The 17,892-nt window shown below is 66.9% G+C and carries 16 protein-coding genes; 6 read left to right on the top strand and 10 right to left on the bottom strand.

Annotated features, from left to right (window positions below; genetic code table 11):
• Positions 1-31: 31 nt before the first annotated feature.
• Entirely contained in the window at positions 32-1,312 is a 1,281-nt protein-coding gene (locus AUR65_RS06400) for an ABC transporter substrate-binding protein (protein WP_058566052.1), read from the bottom strand.
• 111 nt (positions 1,313-1,423) lie between these two features.
• Between AUR65_RS06400 and AUR65_RS06395 the strand changes: the two genes are divergently transcribed.
• Both AUR65_RS06395 and AUR65_RS06390 read left to right on the top strand, forming a co-directional pair.
• Positions 1,424-2,023 (top strand): TetR/AcrR family transcriptional regulator, encoded by a 600-nt coding sequence (locus AUR65_RS06395; protein WP_058566051.1) that lies wholly within the window; start codon positions 1,424-1,426, stop codon positions 2,021-2,023.
• 94 nt (positions 2,024-2,117) lie between these two features.
• Entirely contained in the window at positions 2,118-3,086 is a 969-nt protein-coding gene (locus AUR65_RS06390) for a DUF1028 domain-containing protein (RefSeq protein ID WP_058566050.1), read from the top strand.
• A 124-nt stretch (positions 3,087-3,210) separates the two neighbouring features.
• On the opposite strand, the gene AUR65_RS06385 is transcribed toward AUR65_RS06390, so the two are convergent.
• The 6 genes from AUR65_RS06385 to AUR65_RS06360 form a co-directional block, all read right to left on the bottom strand.
• On the bottom strand, positions 3,211-3,699 hold the full coding sequence (locus tag AUR65_RS06385; RefSeq protein ID WP_058566110.1) for a DoxX family membrane protein: 489 nt from the start codon (positions 3,697-3,699) through the stop codon (positions 3,211-3,213).
• A 183-nt stretch (positions 3,700-3,882) separates the two neighbouring features.
• On the bottom strand, positions 3,883-5,520 hold the full coding sequence (locus tag AUR65_RS06380; RefSeq protein ID WP_084816378.1) for a folylpolyglutamate synthase/dihydrofolate synthase family protein: 1,638 nt from the start codon (positions 5,518-5,520) through the stop codon (positions 3,883-3,885).
• Positions 5,517-6,683: a poly-gamma-glutamate biosynthesis protein PgsC/CapC gene (locus AUR65_RS06375; RefSeq protein WP_058566049.1), complete on the bottom strand. Its 1,167-nt coding sequence runs from the start codon at positions 6,681-6,683 to the stop codon at positions 5,517-5,519. The genes AUR65_RS06380 and AUR65_RS06375 overlap by 4 nt, the downstream gene beginning before the upstream one ends.
• Before the next feature lie 34 nt (positions 6,684-6,717).
• Positions 6,718-7,092, bottom strand: a complete 375-nt coding sequence (locus AUR65_RS06370; RefSeq protein ID WP_008093966.1) for a response regulator transcription factor — start codon at positions 7,090-7,092, stop codon at positions 6,718-6,720.
• Positions 7,089-9,701, bottom strand: a complete 2,613-nt coding sequence (locus tag AUR65_RS06365) for a PAS domain-containing protein (RefSeq protein ID WP_058566048.1) — start codon at positions 9,699-9,701, stop codon at positions 7,089-7,091. Before AUR65_RS06365 ends, AUR65_RS06370 begins: the two co-directional genes overlap by 4 nt.
• 114 nt (positions 9,702-9,815) lie before the next feature.
• Positions 9,816-11,432: a long-chain-fatty-acid--CoA ligase gene (locus AUR65_RS06360; RefSeq protein ID WP_058566047.1), complete on the bottom strand. Its 1,617-nt coding sequence runs from the start codon at positions 11,430-11,432 to the stop codon at positions 9,816-9,818.
• A 195-nt stretch (positions 11,433-11,627) separates the two neighbouring features.
• On the opposite strand from AUR65_RS06360, the gene AUR65_RS06355 reads away from it, so the two are divergent.
• Positions 11,628-13,151, top strand: coding sequence for a cobyric acid synthase (locus AUR65_RS06355; RefSeq protein ID WP_058566046.1), 1,524 nt, complete (start codon positions 11,628-11,630; stop codon positions 13,149-13,151).
• Positions 13,152-13,324: 173 nt separating this feature from the next.
• On the top strand, positions 13,325-13,981 hold the full coding sequence (locus AUR65_RS06350; protein ID WP_058566045.1) for a lactate utilization protein: 657 nt from the start codon (positions 13,325-13,327) through the stop codon (positions 13,979-13,981).
• A 319-nt stretch (positions 13,982-14,300) separates the two neighbouring features.
• On the opposite strand, the gene AUR65_RS06345 is transcribed toward AUR65_RS06350, so the two are convergent.
• Together AUR65_RS06345 and AUR65_RS06340 are read right to left on the bottom strand one after the other, a co-directional pair.
• Complete coding sequence (locus AUR65_RS06345) at positions 14,301-14,552, bottom strand: type II toxin-antitoxin system HicA family toxin (protein ID WP_084816377.1); 252 nt, start codon at positions 14,550-14,552, stop codon at positions 14,301-14,303.
• A gap of 3 nt (positions 14,553-14,555) precedes the next feature.
• On the bottom strand, positions 14,556-14,825 hold the full coding sequence (locus tag AUR65_RS06340; protein WP_058566044.1) for a type II toxin-antitoxin system HicB family antitoxin: 270 nt from the start codon (positions 14,823-14,825) through the stop codon (positions 14,556-14,558).
• A gap of 241 nt (positions 14,826-15,066) precedes the next feature.
• Here AUR65_RS06340 and AUR65_RS19885 point away from each other — a divergent pair, with 241 nt between their 5' ends.
• Complete coding sequence (locus tag AUR65_RS19885; protein WP_199180570.1) at positions 15,067-15,210, top strand: HVO_A0556 family zinc finger protein; 144 nt, start codon at positions 15,067-15,069, stop codon at positions 15,208-15,210.
• 84 nt (positions 15,211-15,294) lie between these two features.
• On the opposite strand, the gene AUR65_RS06335 is transcribed toward AUR65_RS19885, so the two are convergent.
• Positions 15,295-16,548, bottom strand: coding sequence for an ABC transporter substrate-binding protein (locus AUR65_RS06335; protein ID WP_058566043.1), 1,254 nt, complete (start codon positions 16,546-16,548; stop codon positions 15,295-15,297).
• Positions 16,549-16,642: 94 nt separating this feature from the next.
• Here AUR65_RS06335 and AUR65_RS06330 point away from each other — a divergent pair, with 94 nt between their 5' ends.
• Positions 16,643-17,878, top strand: coding sequence for an ABC transporter substrate-binding protein (locus tag AUR65_RS06330; protein ID WP_058566042.1), 1,236 nt, complete (start codon positions 16,643-16,645; stop codon positions 17,876-17,878).
• Positions 17,879-17,892: the final 14 nt, after the last annotated feature.

The following is a 17,892-nucleotide window of genomic DNA, read 5'->3' as shown; positions in this document are numbered from 1 at the left end:
CGAGCGACCGTCGGTCGAACTCGGCCGTCCGTCAGAACTCGCCGGCGACGATATCGGCGACGCGGCCGCGGTCGAACAGGCGTTCTCCCGCCGGAATCTTGGGGTACGACTCGCCGTCGCCGTAGCCGGGCCACACCCCGAACCGGTCGGGGAAGAGCTGTTTGGCGGTCATCTCCAACTGGAACAGGTTCATAATCGGTCCCTGCATCCCGTTTCCGGACGGGTAGTACCGGCCGTCGCGGAACGCGGGCACCTCGTCAGCGAGGGGGTCCGAAAGCACCTCCTCGCGGTTCGAGCGGAACGAGTCGCCGAGCGCGGTCCCCCAGTACCGGAGGACGACGTCGGGCGCGGTCTCGACCATCGCCTCGTAGTCGTACGAACCGCCCGACCCGGTCTCGGCGTCGGTCGCCGCGAACGCGTTCTGCATCCCGAACGGGCGGAGGTGTGCCCAGAGGTAGCCGTCCTCCGTGAAGTCGTACGGCCAGAACGTCCCGCCGGTGTAGGCGACGACCGCGAGGGACGGTCGCTCGGACGCCGGCGGGAGGTCCGCCCGTATCCGGGCGACGAGGTCGTCCCGGAGCGACTTGAACGCCCGGTAGCGCTCTTCCTCCCGGAACACCGCCGCGATGTGGCCGAGATACTCCCAGAGCGTGTAGTGCTCGTAGCGGTCGCGGCAGGGTTCCGGCGGTTCGGCGTTCGTCCGGCTGTAGTAGTTGCCGAACCACGGCCCCACGTCGGTCGCGATTGACGCCACCTCGTCTTCGGTCCAGTCGAAGGAGCTACTCCGGAGGAGACACGGGTCGAGGAAGTGAACGTCGCTGTCCAGTTCGTAGAACAGCTCCCTGTCGAGGGCGTTCGGGTTGGACGCCGGCGTGACGCGGCCGAGGTCCTCCCACTCGAAGTCCACGCCGTCGAGCGCGTCGTAGTAGTAGTCGACCGTGTTGCCGAACAGTTCCTTGTCGTAGCCGATACCGGTGATGGCGTCGCCGTGGCCGAAGGCGACCGCCGCGTCGGCCGAGACCGGATAGTAGGTCAGGGCGCTTTCCGGCACGGCGTCGAACTCGACCTCGCCGACCGGGGCCATCGACACCGAGTACGACCCGTCGCTCGTCTCGGATTCGGTCGGAGGCTCCGTCTCGGCGGTCGACGCCGTCGCGGTCGCATCACCCGTCACGCCGGCGGTCTCGGTCGTCGTCGAGTCCGTCGAATCGCCCGTGCAACCGGCGAGCAGTCCGCCCGCGGCGACCGCGCTTCCGTACTTGAGATACCGTCGCCGCGTTGGCTCCGGTCCGTGGCTGTCTTCGTCTGCCATATTTTTAGGCTAGCCTAAAGTTATAAAGATGCTTCGGACGTTCGTCTGTCGGGGAGAGTCTCCCGCGACGACCCGAAAGCGACACCTCCGTCCAACGAGAACCCCCTGAGCATGACGCGGGACGGGCGCGCCGAGGAGCTGGAGCCGGCGAAGCGGCGCATCATGGAGGCGACGTACAGGGCGTTACAGAAACACGGCTACGGCAACCTGACGACCCAGGACATCGCCGACGAGTTCGAGAACAGCAAGGCGCTCCTGTACTATCACTACGACGGGAAAGACGAACTCCTGGTCGACTTCCTCGACTACGTGCTCGCGGAGTTCCTGAACGGCCTCCCGCGAGGGGACCGCACGCCCAGAGAGGAACTCGAAACGGTGGTCGAGACGCTCCTGCCCGAGACGCTCTCGGAGGAGGCCTACCGACTCCAGCTCTCGATGTTCGAACTGCGGGTGAACGCCCGGCACGACGAGGAGTACCGCGAGGAGTACCGCCGCATCGACGAGGAACTCACGGCGCACCTGCGGGATATCATCGAACGCGGAATCGAAGCCGGCGAGTTCGAAGCAATCGACCCCGAGGCCGAGGCCGAACTGTTCCTCTCGATTCTGACCGGGACGCGCGCCCGCCGGCTGACGGTGTTCGAGCCCGACGAGCCAATCGAGTCGCTCCGGGCGGCCATCGACTCGCACATCGACCGCATCTCGGCGTAGCGACCTCGACCCCGGCTTCGACCCCGACCGAACGTGGCCGGCTGGTCCACCGGAACGTGAACCCTTATTCGCCCGGCGTCCGTCGGTTCGGACCATGACACCGCGACCGTCGACCTTCTCAATCGTCGCCCGCGACCCCGAACAGGACGCCGTCGGCGTGGCCGTCCAGTCGAAGTTCGTGAGCGTCGGCTCCGTCGTCCCGTTCGTCAGCGCGGACGCCGGCGCAATCGCCACCCAGAGCTTCGCGAACGTCGCCTACGGCCCCGACGGATTGGACCTCCTGCGCGACGGCCACTCGGCCGAGGAAGTCGTCGCCGAACTGACCGACGCCGACGACGAGGCCCCGAGCAGGCAGGTCGGCGTCGTCGGGGGCGACGGGAGCGTCGCGGCGTTCACCGGCGACGAGTGCTTCGACGTGGCCGGCGACATTCAGGGCGACCACTACACCGTCCAGGGGAACATCCTCGAAAACGAGGCGACGCTCGACGCGATGGCCGAGGCGTTCGAGACGACCGACGGCGGCCTCCCGGAACGCCTGCTCGCCGCACTCCACGCCGGCAACGACGCCGGCGGCGACAAGCGCGGCGAGCAGTCCGCAGCGATGTACATCGCCAAGCCCGAGGGGGGCTACGACGGCGGCAACGACCGCTGGGTCGACGTGCGCGTCGACGACCACGCCCACCCGATAGACGAACTCGAACGCGTGTTCAAGCTGTACGACATCACGCTCTTGGAGCGCGAAGCGCCCGCCGAAACCATGTCGCTGTCGGGCGAGACTGCCGAGGCGGTCCTCGAAACGCTGTCGGAGCTCGGCTTCTACGACGGGACCCCGAGCGGCGAGTTCGACGACGAGGCCGTCGCGGCGCTCGAATCGTTCCGAGGCATGAACAACTTCGAGAACCACTCGCTTTCGGTCCTCGAAGACGCCATCGCTCGGGGTTGGGAGGAGGTCAAAAGTGAGGGCGAGACGGCGGGAGAAGACGACGCGACGGACGAACTCGACGGGGAGACGAAGCTCATCGAAGCGATTTGGCAGGGCCTCAGCAGGCTCGATAGGAAGTAATCGGAGAAAATCAGTCTCGTCTCTCAGTTCTCGTCTCGCGTCTCGCCGAAGCGCGCCGGGTGCGGTGGCGTTGGTGGTCACCGCGGCGCACCGACACGGCCGCGCGGGGGAAGGACGGTCCCGCTCAGCCGAGGAGGTACTTGAGCGCGGGGCGCTGGCGGACGAACTCCATCTTCTCGATGATGACGTCGAGGCCGAGGATGCGGCCCGCGGCGAGGGTGCCGACGATGGCGAACATCATGAGGCCGAACAGGTCGCCGTTGACCAGTCCGTGGCTCCAGTCGGCGTTCCCGAGGTAGAAGAACACCATCAGGACGCCGCCGAAGAAGGCGGCGAGCCGGACGAGTGCGCCCACGAGGAGCCCGAGACCGATGAGAGCCTCACCCCACGGAATCATGAAGTTCGTGAAGTCGAGGAGCCACGGGGTCGCGGCGGCCCACGCGAAGAAGCCCTGCAGCGGCGAGGCGGCGGGGGCGTTCGCGAGGTAGCCTGCGGCGTTGAACGGCTCGCCGACGATCTTCGTCACACCGGCGTGGAGGAACCAGTAGCCGGTGATGAGGCGAGTCAGCACGAGCACGTAGCCCGTGACGCCCTGCGAGTAGTCGAAGTCCATTCTGTTCCCCAGCATCTCGATTTGTGAGTTAGCGGCCATTGTCTTTCACCTAACAAATGAACGGACGACCGCCGAGAGCATATAAAGGGGGCGTGATTTCCGAATCTAAGGAATCGAGAATCACCGAAATCAAAAGTGTGGGCCACGATACCGTCCAGTCCTGTCGTCGTTCGAACTCGGAACTCAGCTGTCGGTCGAGTCGAGCACGGTGTGGCTCGGGACCGCCGCCACGGAGTCCGCACCCTCGGCGACCGTCGTATCCCTGTACGCCGCGATTCGCTCGGCGATGGCGACCTCCATGTCGCGCATGAAGTCGTCGACGGTGTTGCCCATCAGGACGACCGGATCGCCCTCGGCGAGCATCTCGTCGAGGACCGCGCCGGCGTCGTCGTCGGGGGTGTGTTGGGTTGTGGGCACGTCGACGGCGCGGGCGAACGCGCCGGTCTCTGCGCCGCCGACCCTGACGCGGTCGATGCAGTCGCGCTCGGCGAGGAGGTTCACGTACTCGGCGAACGAGGCCGTCCGCCCCCGGCGGTCGATGCGAAGGTAGACGAACGGGAGGATTTGCTCGTCGTCCTCGGTGAGGGCGCGGCGGACGAGTTCGGTGCTCTCGACGTCGTTGACCTCGGCGGCGTTGTAGACACGGCCACCGGGGACGCGTGACCACTCGGGTTGCATCGCGTCGAGGTAGGCGTCGAGTTCGCCTGCGGGGAGCGGGTCTTCGCCGAGCCACTCCAACACGGCGTCGATGGCGTGGACGGTCTCCGCGCCGATGAGGTCCGCGTGGCGCGGCGGGACCTCGACCTGCTCGATGGTCGCACCGCGGTGTTCCAGTTCCTCGCGCATATAGTCGTGAATGACCGGATGTTGCTCGCCGCTGATGACGTGGGTGTCCGCCGGGACCGCCCGGGCGAGCGACCGAGCGATGTCCTGTCGTCGCCGGCCGAGCGTGTCGTTGTGGTCGTTTCGGACGTTGGTCAACACGAGCACGTCGGGGTCGACAAACGTCCGGTTGACGAGCCCCGTCGTGTACTCGGTAATCGCCTGGTTCTCGAAGATACCGATGTCGTCTGGGGCGTAAGCGTCGAGTTCGGGGGCGAACTCGCCGATGACGTTGATGTTCTCGTAGAGCGTCGTCCGCGGACCGAGCCGCGAAATGGGGTAGACTTCGCCGTTGTGGATGACGACGGGGTAGTTACCCGTTATCTTGGTGAACGTGTCGTAGCCCCGGCGGTTGAACACGTCGTCGAGGCGGCGGGTCGTCGATGACTTCCCGCGCGACCCGGAGACGACGATACGGGTGTCGAAGCGGTCGAGTGCCTCGCGGTGGCGGCGGCCGCGGGAGAACTCAGAGAGCAGTTCGCGTATCGACGGCAGGCCGACGCTGACCGGGTCGGGGTCGGCCTGCCAGTCGCGCTCCGCGCCGACCATGAACACCGGAAGCGCGCCCTTCGCGGTCGCGGCGAACCGCGCAGTCGACTCGCGGGCGGCGTCCTCGGAGGGGTACTGCTGGGCGCTGTGTGCGAGCGTCTCGTCGTCAGTCTCCAGTCGCCAGACCCAGTCGTGTCCGTCGGCGGCGTACTCGCCGGCGGCGTCGGGGTAGCGCTCGGTCACGAACGCGGCTGACCGAACTGCCGGTCCCGCGAACGTCGCCGCGGCGTCGCCCTCGGCGACGGCGCTTCTGACGCGGTCGACGGCCATCCGGGCGTCTTTCGAGCGGTCGTAGTGGCTCCCGCAGTGGGCGACCGGTTCGCTCCCGTCTCGGAGCCGCCAACACCAACCGAAGCCGCGGCCGTAGACCTCAAAAGCGGTGTCGCTCACGACCCGTCACCTCCCGAGAGCACCGACGCCGAGAGCACGGCGTCGTCGTCCGGTTGCCGCACGGTCTGGACATACGCGAAGGCGAACGCGCCGAGCGTGACGACGACCCCGGCGGTGACCACCGGCACCGAAAGCGCCTGCGGGAAGCCGTTGGGTCCGGGGGCCGCGAGCGCGCGGACGAGAAGCAGCATCGGGACGAACACGGCGAGTTGGAGCGGGGCGACGAGCTGCCGCTCTTTCGGCGCGGTCGCGTGAGCGTTGTACGCCATGACGCCCGCGACGACGCCGACGAAGAACGCCGCGAGGCCGCGCGAGATAGGGAGCAAAACGGTGAACCCGAGAGTAACGACGACGGCGAACGCCGACCCCGCACCCAGGAGCACCCGCCCGTACCGGAGCGTCCGGCGGTGGACGGCCGTGATGAAGAGATACGACAACGCGGCGACGACGACGTAGAGAACGAACAACCAGCGGCTCTCGACCGTGAACACGGCCACGAGTGCGGCGGCGATAACGCCGGTCCGCACGTCGAACTGTGAGCGAAGCCACTCGGCGGCGAGCATCCCGACGACGAGCACGAACACGAGGCTCTGGCGAGGCATGAGCGACGATTCGGGCGAGTCGGGCACGACCGCCCCGCGGAGGACCGCAATTTCTGAAGTCTCGCTGAACAGCACCGCGGGCGTGAGCCCGCCGACGGCCCGCGCGATTCCCGGCGAAACGAGCGCCGCGCCGACGGTCACGAGGCCGGCGAAGACGACGAGCGTCGCGAGCGCGTCGTTCCGGCGGTGGCCCGGTTTCATCTGGTGGTAGTTGTAGGCAGCCAGCCCCGGCAGGATGCTGCCGACGAAGGCAATGTTTCGAACGTCGCCCGAGAACTGAGAGAGCGTCGCCAACAGCGTCACCGGGATGAGCGTCCCGACGAGAATCGCCGCGAGGAGTTCGCTGCGGCCGTAAATGAGCGTCCGGCGCTTCAAGAAGTCGAGACCGACGTAGGCGAGCAGGGTGCTCAGGAGGAACACCGGGAACATCGCGAAGTTCTTGAGCGTGTAGACGGCGAGCACGCCGAGCGTAATCGTGCCGCCGAGTCGGTAGCCGCGAAGTTGGGTTACGCCGGCGACGATGAGGAAGCCGAACGCAGCGACGAGAGTGGCGATTAGCATGACGAGACACCGTGGTTACGAGCGTGTAGTCGGCTCATGAGAGGATTCGTTCGACGCGGGCGCGCAGTTCGAACGGTCTGAAGGGTTTGGTCACGAAGTCGGTAGCATCGAGGTCGAGCGCCCGGAGCACGTCGGCCTCGCGCCCGCGGGAGGTGAGAACGACGACAGGGAGCGACGCGAGGTCGTCGTCGTCCGCCCCGCGAAGTCGTTCGAGCGTCCCGAACCCGTCGAGTTCGGGCATCATCACGTCGAAGATGGCGAGAGCGGGGTCCGGCGCGTCGTCGTCGGTCAGATACGCCCACGCGGCCTCACCGTCCTCGACGGGCACCACGTCGTACGCCGAGAGCGTCTCGACTATCATCTGTCGCATCGGTTCGTCGTCTTCGGCAATGAGTATCGTGTGTGTCATTCGTCTGGTTTCTCGGAATCAGTCGTCTGCGGCCGTCCCGGCTGCGTCACGAACTCGAACCGCGCGCCGCCCTCGGCCGACTCGGCGAGCGAGACGGACCAGCCGTGGGCGTCGGCGATGTCGCGGACGATGGCGAGGCCGTAGCCGGTTCCCCGCGGCGTCGTGGTGTAGCCGTGGTCGAAGACGCGTTCGCGCGTCTCCTCGGGGATGCCGACGCCGTTGTCCTCGACGTAGAACCCGGTGCGGTCGTCGAGCGCGCCGACGCGGACGGCGAGGGGGTCGTCGGGTGGCCCCGCGTGCTCGACAGCATTCCGAAACAGGTTCTCGAAGAGCCTGAGCAGGCGGCCGTCGTCGCCCTCGACGACGAACAACTCCTCGCGGACGAGCGTCGCGTCGTCGGTGTCGACGAAGCGCCACGCGTGGTCGACGACGCGGGCGAGGTCGACGGGTTTGGCGTCGACCACGGGCGTCCGCTGGCGTGCGAGGTCGAGAACCTCCTCGACCAGTTCGGACATCCGCTCGACCGCGTTGGCGGCGCGTTCGAGATGCGCCCGCTCGCCCGACTCCATCCCGAGGTCGAGGTAGCCGGTGGCGACCGCGAGCGGGTTGCGGAGGTCGTGGGCGACGATGGAGACGAAGTCGTCGAGTCGCTCGTTGGCCGCCGCGAGGTCGGCCTCGCGGTTGCGAAGTTCCTGTTCGCGGACGGTCGCAGAGAGCGCGGTGGCGACCGTGGAGCCGAGGAGTTCGATTAAATCCTCGTCCACGTCGAGGAAGGCGTCGCCGTCGGTCGAAACGACGAGGAGGCCGTGGCTCCCGAGCGGGACGCGCAAGACCGACGACGCCGCCGACCCAGCGGGAAGGAGCCGGTCGTCGACGGCCGCCGCGTCGGCCCGAGTGAGGGCGTCGGACCCGGAATCGACCGACGCGGTCTCGATTCGGCCCGCCGACTCGAACCCCTCGGCAGTCGAAGCGGCCGGCGACAGGCCCCCGCCGTCGTCGGCGAGCCAGATGGCGGCCTCGGTGCCGGGGACGAGTTCGGGGACGACCTCGGCAGCCAGCGTCGCGACCTCCTCGACGCTCTCGGTGAGGATGAGGTCCCGCGTGACCGCCTGTAGCGACCGGAGACCGTCCTCCAACCGGGCGCGGTTGGTGACGTCGATGGCGACGCCGAGGAGCTTCGACACCTCGCCGTCGTCGTCGAAGACGGGACGGTACCACACGTCGTAGACCGCGCCGCGGTACTCGATTCGCGTGTCGACCGCCTCGCCCGACAGGCCGCGGGCGATGGCGTCGGTGGCCGCGGGCGTGTCGTCGTACAGTTCGAAGGCGGACTGCCCGACCACCTGGCCGGGTTCGCGGCCGAGCGACTCCAGTCCGGCACCCTCCGACAGGGTGAACACGCCCTCGGAGTCGAACGCCGAGAGGATGACCGGCAGGTTCTGCAGCAGCGTCTCGAGGCGCTGGTTGGTCGATTCGAGGGCTTGGAGGTAGCGCTTCCGCGTCGTCACGTCGCGGAAGTAGACCGACAGCCCCGACGGCGAGGGGTACGCGCGAACCTCGAACCAGCCGTCGTACTGCTCGGCGTAGGTCTCGAACGTCACCGGCTCTTGGGTCCGCATCGCCTCGTGGTACTTTTCGTACAGTTCGGTGTCGGCGACCGACGGGTAGCGGTCCCAGATGCGCTCGCCGAGGACCGGCTCTCGAACCTCGCCGAAGACGGTTCTCGCGCGGTCGTTGAGGTAGACGAAGCGCCAGTCGGTGTCGAGAGCGAAGAAGGCGTCCGTCATGCGTTCGAGCAGTTCGCCCCGCTGGGTGGTGGCGACCTCGCGGTCGGTCACGTCCCGCGGGATGCCGACGACGCCGGTCACCTTCTCGCCGTCGGCGGCCGGCGAAAGCTGGAGTTCGAACAGCCGCGGGTCGCCCTCGGCGTCGACGAACCGAACGTCGAGGCGCTCGGTGGTGCCCTCCGAGAGGACCCGTGAGACGGCGTTCTGGTACCGGTCGTACTCGTCGGCGGGGAACAGGCCGGCGTCGACGAGCGACTCGAACTGCTCGCCACGGAGCGACTCGGAGGCGCGCCCGGTTATCTCCTCAATTCGCGGGTTCACGTATTCGACGCGGCTGTCCGCGTCGAGGACGAACGCGCCGTCTTCCATCGCCTCGGCGATGACGCGGTGGCTCCGTGTGCCGGGGCGCGAGTCGCCGACGTCCGGGTTCACGAGCGACCGGACAGACTCGACGAGTTCCGCGTGAGAGTCGTCGGCGTCGTCGCGGACCAGATAGTCGTTGACGCCGAGCGAGACGGCGCGGGCGGCGAAGGCCTCGTCGCCGGCGGCGGCGTAGACGACCACCGGGTACTCGGCGCGAGCGTCGTCGGGAGAGACGAGCGTGTCCAAGTCGGTTCCGTCGGGGAGAGCGGCGGCGGCGACGAGGCAGGAGACGGGTCGGTCGGCGAGCGCCGAGCGCGCGGCGTCGGCGCTCTCGGCGCGCGTGACCGGACGCTCGAAGGCGTCTCGGAGCGCTGAGACGACCGAATCGGAGACAACGCCGTCGGCCGCGACGTAGAGAATCGCGCCGGCGGAGGCGTCTCCTGAACTCGGGAGACACATCTTAGATACGATATATTCGGAGAGTCAATAATATCTTGCGGACGAACGGTCGAATTATCGAGAGATAGCAGTCGAAAATGACCGACTAGTCGGTGGTCAAACCGCCGTCGCCGCTTACCCCTGTCCGACCATCCGCTCTTCGTCGTCCCACTCGCGCTTGCGGAGTTCGTACTTCTGAATCTTGCCGGTCGCGGTCTTGGGAATCTCCTCGACGAACTCGAACTCGCGGATGGCCTTGTAGCCGGCGAGGCGGTCGCGGGTGTACTCGGTCAACTCCTCGGCGGTGACGCCGGGGTTCTCCACGTCGCCGTTCGCGGGGACGACGAACGCCTTCGGCGTCTCGCCCCACTTCTCGGACGGCGCGGGGATGACCGCCACGTCGCCGACGGCGTCGTGGTCGAACAGCGTGTCCTCCAGTTCGACCGAGGAGATGTTCTCGCCGCCGGAGATGATGATGTCCTTCTTGCGGTCCTGAATCGCTATCATGCCGTCCTCGTTGACGACGGCGAGGTCGCCGGTGTGGTACCAGCCTTCGAGGCGGTCGTTGAACGCGTCGTGGGTCTCGTCGGGCTTGTTCCAGTACTTCTCCATCACCTGATTGCCGCGGACGACCACCTCGCCGATGGTGGCGTCGTCGCGCGGGACCCGCTCGCCGTCCTCGTCGACGACGCGCAGGTCGGTCCCGAGCGGGGCGACGCCCTGCCGCTGTTTGAGCGAGAAGCGCAGGCCGCCCTCGTCGGGAATGAGGCGGTTCGCGTCCGAGGTCGCGATGAGCGGGCCGGTCTCGGTCGCGCCGTAGAGTTGGGTGAACTCCCAGCCGAACTCGGACTCGGTGTGGCGAATCGTCGCGCTCGGCGCGGCGCTGCCGGCGGCGGTCACGCGGACCGGGTTGTCGCCGGTGTAGGCCGGGTCGTGCTCCTCGGCGTACTCGCGCAGGATGGACAGCACGGTCGGCGCACAGCAGAAGAAGGACACGTCCTCGGTGGCGATGGCGTCGAACACCTGCTCGGCGTCGACCCCGCGGGTGCAGACGTGTTTCGCGCCGCGGCCGGTGACGGCGTAGATGTGGCCCCAGCCGTTGACGTGGAACATCGGGAGCGTCCAGAGGTAGACGTCGTCGTCGGCGATGTGGTGGTGAATCGTCACCAGTTGGGCGTGGAGCGACTCGGTGCGGTGGGTTCGGCAGACGCCCTTCGGGTCGCCGGTCGTCCCCGACGTGTAGTTGATGGTGATGAGTTCGTCCTCGGACATCTCGGGGCGCTCGTAGTCGTCGGCGTCGGCCTCGTCGAGGAACGCCTCGAAGTCGAGCCAGTCGCCGTCGACGGCGGTGGGGTCGTTCGTCACGAACACCTCGGCGGGCACGTCGTCGCGGACGGCCTCGATTTTCCCCGCGTACTGGTAGTCGGCGTAGACCACGCTCGCGCCGGAGTCCGAGAGCAGGTACTCGTAGTCCTCGGTCGTGAGCCGGTAGTTCAGCGGGACGTGGAGCGCGCCGCACTGCATCGCGCCGAAGGCCGCTTCGAGGTGGTAGTGCGTGTTAGGGTCGAGCACCGCGACCCGGTCGCCCTTCTCGACGCCGCGCGATTGTAACGCCGCTGAAAACCTGTCCACCCGCTCGCCGAACTCCGCGTAGGTGAATCGCTCACCGTCGACGCCGACGACAGCCTCGTAATCGCCGTAGTACGTCCGGGCCCGGTCGAGGAAGTCCGTCACGAGTAACTGTTTCTTCATTCATGATAGACCGAGCGGGCGAGCGAACTAAACGCATCACTTCCGGCAACATTTCACAGAATCGACGTGACCACCACAGTATGGCGGGGAACGTCGTCGGCGAGTGGTTCGGACCTTCCGCCGAAGGAGGCGCGGACTCCCCTTCGCGCCTGCGAAACGAACACCTTTGAACCGCGCGGCCCTGACTCCCGGCAGATGACGACGCCGACCCTCCTCGTCGCGGGGACCGCGAGCCACGTGGGCAAGAGCACCGTCGCGGCCGGACTCTGCCGCCTGTTCGCCGACCGCGACCTCTCGGTCGCGCCGTTCAAGGCGCAGAACATGAGCAACAACGCCCGCGCGGTCGCGACCGCCGACGGCGACGACTTCGGCGAAATCGGCGTCTCGCAGTACGTGCAGGCCCGCGCCGCGCGGGTCGCGCCGACGACCGACCACAACCCGGTCCTGCTCAAGCCCCACGGCGACGGCACCTCGCAACTGGTCGTCCACGGCCGAGCGGTCGGTCTCAACTCCGCGGGCGACTACTACGCGACCCACTGGGAGGACGCCCGCAAGGCGGCGGTCGAATCGCATCGTCGGCTGGCGACCGAGTCGGACGTGGTCGTCGCCGAGGGGGCCGGCTCGATTGCCGAGATAAACCTCCACGACCGCGATTTGGCCAACATCGAGACCGCCCGCTTCGCCGACGCCGACATCCTCATCGCGGCCGATATCGAACGCGGCGGCGTCTTCGCCAGCCTGCTCGGGACGCTCGAACTACTCCCCGAGGACGTGCGCGAGCGGGTCGTCGGCGCGGTCATCACGAAGTTCCGCGGCGACCCGAGCCTCCTCGAACCGGGGCTCGACGAAATCGAGGAGCGCACCGGCGTGCCCGTCCTCGGGGTGCTTCCCTACGACGACCCCGGTCTCCCGGAGGAAGACAGCCTCGCGCTCCCCGCGGAGGGCGAGCGCGCCACCGTCGGCGACGACGACGGCATCGCGGCCGAGCACGCGGTCACCATCGGCGTGCCGCGACTCCCGCGCATCTCGAACGCGACGGACTTCGGCCCGCTGGCCGAGACGCCGGGCGTCCGGGTCGCCTACCTCCCGCTCGACGCGACGCTGGACGGCATCGACGGGGTGGTCCTCCCCGGCAGCAAGAACACGGTCGACGACCTGCTCGCGCTCCGTGACGCCGGCTTCGACGGCGAACTCGCCGGCTTCGACGGCCCGGTCGTCGGCATCTGCGGCGGCTACCAACTGCTCGGCGAGACCATCGAGAACGCCGACATCGAGGGGACGGCGGCCGACGAGACGGTCGAGGGGTTCGGCCTCCTACCGATAGTCACGCGCTTTTCCCGCGACAAGCGGGTCGAACCCGTCTCCGTCGAGTTCGACGGCGCGGGACCGCTGGCCGGCGCGACGGGGACCATCGACGGCTACGAGATACACATGGGCGACAGCCGAATCGTCGGCGACGCGACCCCCGTTTCGGGCGACGGCGCGGCGCTCGGGCGGGTCGCGGGGACGTACATCCACGACCTGTTCGCCAACGACTCGCCGCGGAACGCGTTCGTGGACGCCGTGTACGAGTCGGCCGGGCGCGACCGGCCGGCGTCGGAGACGGCCGAAGCCGACGCGGACGCCGGCGCATCGAGCGACCCCTACGACCGCGCCGCCGCGCTCGTCGCCGACAATCTCGACGTGGCGGCGCTCTGCGACGTGCTCGGGCTAGAGTAAGGGGAGTCGCCGGTAGTCGCCGGAAGGGCAGTCACCGCATCGGCGACCTGTCCCCAACGAGCCCGGTAACACGTCTGTAACCACCTGACACCACCGTCAGCGAGCGTTTAACACCCGATAGGCGCTACACACGTTCGTCGGAGCACCCACCGACTCCACCACCACACTCACACATGTCTCAGCAGAAATCTGACTACGCAGACGACGCCGATATCGACGCCGACCTCGACCAGCTCCCCGACGACGAGGTCGTCGAAGCCACCGTCGAGAACCTCGAAGCGAGCGGGTTCGACGTCGTCGTCGTCGATACGGCCGACGAGGCGCTCGAAACCCTGCAGTCGCACATCCCCGCCGGCGTCTCCGTGATGAACGGCCACTCGACCACCCTCGAAGAAATCGGGTTCGACGACTACCTGAGCGAGGGCGACCACGAGTGGGAGAGCCTGCCGGACCAGATTTGGAGCATCGACGACGACGCGGAGCGACAGGCCGCCCGCCGCGACTCCCAGACCGCCGACTACTTCCTCGGCGGCATCAACGCCATCGCCCAGACGGGCGAACTCGTCGCCGCGGACCTCTCCGGGAGCCGCATCGGCGCGTACCCCTTCGCCGCCAGCAACGTCGTCATCGTCAGCGGCGTCAACAAAATCGTGCCGACGCTTCAGGACGCGCTCGACCGCCTCGAGTCCGTCGCGTACCCCCTCGAAAACGAGCGCGCGAAGGAGGCCTACGGCGTCGAGTCGATGATTGCGAAGCAGCTCATCTTCCGGCAGGAAGTCGAGGAGGGCCGCACCACCGTCGTCCTCATCCGCGAGCAACTGGGCTACTAAGTCTGACTCGCCGTTCCCTCGACACGTTCCCACGCTCCTCCGGGGAGCTTCCTGCGCCCGGACAATCCATCACCACCACACCGGGCACCCCACCACAATTCCCCCGGAATCCACCGTTTTGCGGTCCCGCATCGTGAGCCGCATCTGTTGCCGGCGAAACGCTGGCTCGAACTGAATATTCTCGTAGTAGAGTGGCAGTGGCCGTTCGGGTCGCTATGTGATGTACTCGTGTGTCCTGTTTGTACGCCGGATTCAGCACGCTCGCTGAGACCGACTCAAGACCCGAAACCGGTGGCTGAGAGTGATACCACGGTGAAAATCAGGAATGTTCGTCTATCCATTCACAGAAAGCATCGAAATCGTGTGCTCCGGCACTCTCAGCGATGCTTCGGAGCGTCCCGGTACGTAACTCGCTATGCAGCGGGACGGTTACCTGTCGGCGGTCTGCTTCGTTCGTCGGGTGTTCGTAGTACAGTTGAGCGTGGTCACCAGTCGTTCGTCGCCACTCGAATCCGCCGACGTTGACCAGCACTTTCACGACCTCCACCCCTGAAAACGTTCGCCGCCCCATCGATTAGTCGAGGACGTCCGGTGGTTCCTGGTCGCCTGTGGTGTTGTTCGCGGGGTCGATTCCCAGCGCGCGAAGTTCTTCGTCCGTCGGTTCGCGGCCCCGTTCGCCAGTATGGACTGCGACAGCATCGTCGAGGTTGTCCAGGGCTTCTTCTCTGGACTCTCCCTGCGTGGTCACGCCCGTATCGACGTCCCTCGCAATCCACCAGCCATCCTCTTGCCAGAGACGAATCTCGCCTTCGTTGTAATCGCCGTTACGAGTCGAACTGGCCATCTTACCTCTAGTTGCCGGATGAACTGTATAAGCATTCGGCATACCGCTCTCACGGCGAAAATGAAAACGTGATTTGTTCGGGCACCGGTGAGCGTGATGACCGACTTGCGCGCTGTATTCAGCACGGTCTCACAAACTATCTGTGACTGAGGATTTCAACAGAGCCGTTCTCGGGAGTGTCACGGACCGCGATATATCGAACCGTAGAAATGTTCTTACGACTGGAGCCGAATCGTCGGATATGGCCGAATCCACGCATCTGCTCGAATCGTTCGACGAAGAGGACTGCACCTACTGCGAGGGCGACCTCGTGACGGGGAGCTACAAGGACAACGACGCCATCGTCTGCGACGACTGCGGGACGCCCGCGGTCCAACTCTGGTAAGCGGCCGAGCAGACCGAGCGAGGCGGAAGAACCGCCCGTCGGAATCGAGCGGGAGGGAGACAGTCGTCGGGAAGACGAGTCGGCTTAGTTGCCGCTGACGATGTCGGCGACGCGCTCGCGGTCGAACAGTTGCTCGTCTTCGGGGATTTCGGGATAGGCACCGCCGGTGTACTCCGGCCACGCGCCGAACTGGTCGGGGTGGAGCTGTTTGGCCGTCATCTCGGTCTGGAACAGGTTCATAATCGGCCCCTGAACCGGCGTCCCCGAGGGGTAGACGCGGTCGTTCTGGACCGCGCTGAGTTCGCTTCCGACGGGGTGGTCTTCGAGAGTCTCCTGAATCGACGCCACGTCGTAGTAGGAGTCGATACCGTAGCTGTGGAGCAGTACGTCGGGGTCGATTTCGAGCATCGTCTCGAAGTCGTAGGAGGTCTCGAACGTCACGTCGCCGGCCGCGAAGGCGTCGGTGACGCCGAGCGGGCGGATGTGCGAGGTCGCGAAGCCGGGGGCGTTGATTTTCGTCGGGTAGAACGTCTCGTCCATGTAGATGACGACGCCGACGGTCGGCCGCTCCGACTCGGACGGGAGGTCCGACTGAATCGTGTCGAGGAGGTCGCTGTGGACCGCTTCGAGCGCCGCGTAGCGGTCTTCCTCCTGGAACACCTGTCCGACTTTCTCGACGATTTCCCAGAGCGTGTAGTACTGGTAGTCGGCGGCGTACGGCTCGGGCGGCTGGGCGTGCGTGCGACTGTAGGCGTTGCCGAACCACGGCGCGACCTGCTCGCGAATCTCCTCGACGTCCGACTGGTCCCACCCGTCGAAGCCTGCCACGAGCGCCGGGTCGACGAGGTGGAGGTCGGAGTCCAGTTCGTAGACGAGTTCCTTGTCGATGTTGACGCTCCCGGACCCCGAGTTGAGTTGCGCGAGGTCGCTCCGGTCGAACGAGACGCCGTCGAGGCGCTCGTAGTAGGCGTCGAGCGTCCGGCCGCCGGCGTCGCTGTCGAAGCCGAGGGAGTTCACCGCGTCGCCGTGGCCGAAGGCGACCGCCGCGTCGGCGTAGACGAGGTTGTACACCATCACGTCCTCCGGGACCGACTCGAACGTCACGTCGCCGGCCGGGGACATCGACACCGTGTACCCGGTCTGTTCGGCCTCCGTCTCTGTCTCGGTAGACGCTTCGGTCGCATCCGTCGCCGCGGCCGTCTCGGTCGCGTCCGGCGATGATTCCGCGTCGTTCTGTCCGGCACAGCCGGCCAGCAAGCCGCCCGCGAGAAGCGCGCCGCCGCCCTTGAGGTACGCTCTGCGCGTGCGCGTCGCCTGGTCGACGAGGTCTTGGTCCATGGTTTTAGCCAATCCCAGACGGATAAATCCGTTTCGTAATTTCGGCCGGCCTAAATCGGTACGCCTATATGTATTAGGCCGGCCTAAAAATACGATGGCAGACAGCGACGGACCAACGCGCAGGAAGTTCTTGACCTACGGCGGCTCGGTCGCCGCCGGCGGACTGCTCGCCGGCTGTACCGGTTCGTCCGAGTCGGACGCGACGGCGACGGACGCGGCCGCGACGGACACCACCACGACCGCCGAATCGACGGCAACGAGCGAGTCGACCGCGGAGTCGACGGCCGAAGGCGACTCGTACACGGTGTCGATGGCCCCGATGGGCGACGTGACGTTCGAATCGGTCCCCGAGAGCATCTTCACGCGGCTGACCCACCACGCGGGGATGGCGTTCGCGCTCGGCCACGGCGACGCCGTCAACTCGATGCACGCCCCGGACTACTACGACGCGCTGTGGAACCAGTTCACGCCGCGACTCCCCGGCGTCGAACTCGACTGGACCGGCCTGTACTCGTCGTGGGAGCCGTCGAAAGAGCGGCTCTACGAACTCGACAGCGACGTGCACCTCGCCGACCCCGCCAGCGTCTCCGCGCTCGGCAGTTGGAGCCAAGACGACCTCGACGAAATCGAGGAGAACATCGGTCCGTGGTTCGGCAACAGTTTCAGCGCGCGGCATCAAACGCCGCCGACCGAGTGGGCCGACGCCTACGAGTACTACGGCCTCTGGGAGATATTCGCCAAGGTCGCGCAGGTGCTGCAGGAGGAGGCGAAGTACGAGGCGCTCACCGCGGTCCGCGAGGAGCTTCTCGCGGCGATTTCGGCGGACCTCCCCGCGGAGGCCGACCGGCCGACCGCGGTGCTCCTCGGCCCGAGCGACCTCGAATCAATCTACGCCTACAACCTGAGCACGCCGGGCTTCCTGACCGCCCACACCCGCCCGCTGAAGCCGGTCAGCGCGTTCGGCGACGACGTGGAATCCGGCTCGACCGTCGACTTCGAGACGCTCCTCGAAGCCGACCCCGACGTGATTCTTACGCTCGGCGGGATGCACCCGAACACGAGCATGCCCGACATCCGCGCGGGCCTCCGCGACGACCCCGTCGGTGCCGAGATTTCGGCCGTGAAGAACGACCGCGTCTACGCGCAGGGCGGCCGCTATCAGGGGCCGATACTCAACCTGTTCCAGTTGGAGATGACCGCCAAACAGCTCTACCCCGACCGGTTCGGCGCGTGGCCTCAGTACAGCGAGGGACCGTACCCCGAGATACCGGAAGACGAACAGCTGTTCGACCGACAGCGCGTCGCGGACATCATCAACGGGAACCTCTGAGCCGGCGACCGGCG

This window comes from Haloferax marisrubri (assembly GCF_001469875.2).
GTDB classification, from domain to species: Archaea; Halobacteriota; Halobacteria; order Halobacteriales; family Haloferacaceae; genus Haloferax; species Haloferax marisrubri.
This window is presented reverse-complemented; position numbering and strand designations above follow the sequence as displayed.